This is a genomic window from Acidovorax sp. HMWF029, assembly GCF_003060895.1.
In the GTDB taxonomy this organism is placed as follows: domain Bacteria; phylum Pseudomonadota; class Gammaproteobacteria; order Burkholderiales; family Burkholderiaceae_C; genus Acidovorax.
Map to the genome: position 1 here is coordinate 1 of NZ_QAIH01000283.1, position 2,557 is coordinate 2,557.

Below are 2,557 nucleotides of genomic sequence, written 5' to 3' on the forward strand. Positions count from 1 at the left end.
CATGTGCACTCCCCCACCGGCACCACCACTGCGGCCAAGGCCCCCAGCACCAGCGAACGATAAGCCTGGGCGTCAAAACGCTCTTCCACCATGGCCCGGCCAAAGGCGCCATCCAGCAGCAGCAGGATCCAGTCCGCCGCCTGCGCAGGTGACATGGTCAGCCGCGCCTGCTGGCGTTCCACCGCCGTATCGAGCAGGCGCACCAGCTGGGCCTTGCGGCCCGCCTCGCTCCGAGCCACGCTGGCAAACACATCGGGGTTACGCACGGCCTCGGCCAGCACCTCCAGGCCGATACGCGTGTACACCGGGTCAGCCAGCAGGGCGAGGCTTTCTTCCACGATGGCGATCAAGGCGTCATAGAGGTTGCGGGCGCCCGCCGCAGCGGCAAAACGCTCGGCAGTTTCGCGCTGGTCCTCTTCCACGATGGCCGCGATGATGGCCTCTTTGGTGGGGAAGTAGTGGAACAGGTTGCCGGGGCTCATGCCCGCTTCGGTGCAGATCTCGGCCGTGCGGGTGGCATGAAAGCCTTTGCGCATGAAGCAGGCCACGGCCGCCTCCAGGATCTGCTGGCGCCGCGCATGATGGCGCTCGGGGTTCACGGTACGCATGTCAAAAAACCTTGTGCAACTATTAATAGATCAACCAGTCGATTTATTAAAACACTGCACCCGCGCCCTGTCAAATCCGCTACCCCATCGCTGCGGGCTTGGGCGTATAAAGCGCCAGGAGCCGCCCTTTTCTCCCTTTTCTTTTTTCCCCGTTGCTTACAGCGGGCATGCGGGATACGGGCAGGCTCCTGAACAACAACAGAGGAGACAACGATGGACATCAGCGCCCCCCACACCGCCACCGACCCGCGCAGCTTCAAGAGCTTCGCGCAGTTCTACCCCTTCTATCTGGGCGAGCACAGCAATCACATCTGCAGGCGCCTGCACTTCGTGGGCTCCACGCTCACCCTCGTCTGCCTGGCCATGCTGGTGGCCACTGGCAAGCCGCAGTACCTGCTATATGGTCTGCTCTGCGGCTACGGCTTTGCCTGGGTGGGGCACTTCGGCTTCGAGAAGAACAAGCCCGCCAGCTTCAAGCGCCCGCTCTACAGCTTCATGGGCGACTGGGTGATGTACAAGGACATCTGGACGGGCAAGGTGCGGTTCTGATCGGAAAAATCAAGAAAAAATGGCCGCCTCCGCGCGTCCATCATGCACTTATAGCTATATTATTTATAGCAAATAGCAAAGCAACAGCTCACCTGGCCGGTGCGGCGCCTTCCAGCACATCCGCCATTTGCAGGGTCTCCAGACCCGAGCGCTGCCACAGCGGCTCCAGGCTTTGCGCACGCTCCAGCAGCAGCTTCTCCACCAGGGGTGCAAGGGGGGTGTGGATGGGGTCGACCAGCAGCACATAGCGCAGCTCGGGCACGACTGAAGCACTCGCCGCTGTATCGGCCACCTCGCCCGCCCAGTCCAGGGCTGTGAGGGCTTCGAGCACGGGTTCAAGCTGCAGCACATCCACACGCAGCTGCTGCGCGAGCTGGCTGGGGCGCAGGCCCTTCAGGGGCTGGCTGCGCGTACGGTGCAACTCCTGCAGCACCTCGATGGCGAGCTGAAACGTCCAGCCCGCCACCGTGCCGCGCCGTGCCACGCCCGCCAGCAGGCTGGGCAGGTAGGCGGTGACCACCGCCCCCAGCAGCACGATGACCCAGGCCACATAGATCCACACCAGCAAGATGGGCAACGTGGCAAACGCGCCATAAACCAATGAATAGGTGGGCACCTTGCTCAAGTACACCGCAAGCACCTTCTTGGCCAGCTCGATGCACACGGCCACAAAAAGTCCGCCCGTCCAGGCGTGGCGCCATTTCACCGGCGTGTTGGGCACATAGTGGTACAGCGAGGCCATGCCACCTGCCAGCACCACAAACTGGATCGAATCGAACAGCAACTGCACCCCATCGGGCAGGCGCTTGACCAGACCACCCGAGGCAGACACGACGTACGACGTGAGCGCCAGGCTAGCCCCCATCAGCAGCGGGCCGAGCGTGATGGCGGCCCAGTAGATCAGCACCCGCTGCCCCAGCGGGCGCAGGCGCTGCACGCGCCAGATGTCGTTGAGCGTGCGGTCGATGGTCAATATCAGCGCCAGCGCTGTAGCCAGCAGGATGCTGAACCCCGCCACCCCCAGACTGCTGGCCTTGGCCGCAAACTGCGTGAGGTAGCCAATGACCTGGCGCGAGATGCTGTCGGGCACCAGGCTGCTCACCAGCCAGCCCTGCAGCGCATCCTGCAGCTTGCCAAAGATGGGGAAGGCAGTGAACACCGCCAGCGCCACGGTAAAAAACGGCACCAGCGCGAGGATGGTGGTGAAGGTCAGGCTGCTGGCCGTGAGCCCCAGGTGGTCCTCACGAAAGCGCTCGCGCAGCGTCTGGGCCGTGGTTTTCCACGGGAAGTGCGACAGCTCGGTCATCAGCGCTTCCACGCGCAGTGCGGCTGTCTTTAAGGTCAAGGGCATGGCCGATATGATGCCACCCCAATGACTGCATCCCCCGCCACCCCTCTCA

The 2,557-nt window shown here is 63.4% G+C and carries 3 protein-coding genes; 1 reads left to right on the plus strand and 2 read right to left on the minus strand.

The genetic code is table 11. From position 1 onward, the window contains the following. A partial coding sequence (locus tag DBR12_RS19615; RefSeq protein ID WP_108618769.1) for a TetR/AcrR family transcriptional regulator occupies positions 1-608 on the minus strand: 608 nt, incomplete at its 3' end. Between the two features lie 213 nt (positions 609-821). On the opposite strand from DBR12_RS19615, the gene DBR12_RS19620 reads away from it, so the two are divergent. Continuing rightward, positions 822-1,157 carry an Mpo1-like protein gene (locus DBR12_RS19620; RefSeq protein WP_108618770.1) on the plus strand — a complete coding sequence of 112 codons (336 nt, stop codon included), beginning with the start codon at positions 822-824 and terminating at the stop codon, positions 1,155-1,157. A gap of 88 nt (positions 1,158-1,245) precedes the next feature. On the opposite strand, the gene DBR12_RS19625 is transcribed toward DBR12_RS19620, so the two are convergent. Then, positions 1,246-2,508: a YihY family inner membrane protein gene (locus tag DBR12_RS19625; RefSeq protein ID WP_108618771.1), complete on the minus strand. Its 1,263-nt coding sequence runs from the start codon at positions 2,506-2,508 to the stop codon at positions 1,246-1,248. Between the last annotated feature and the right edge of the window lie 49 nt (positions 2,509-2,557).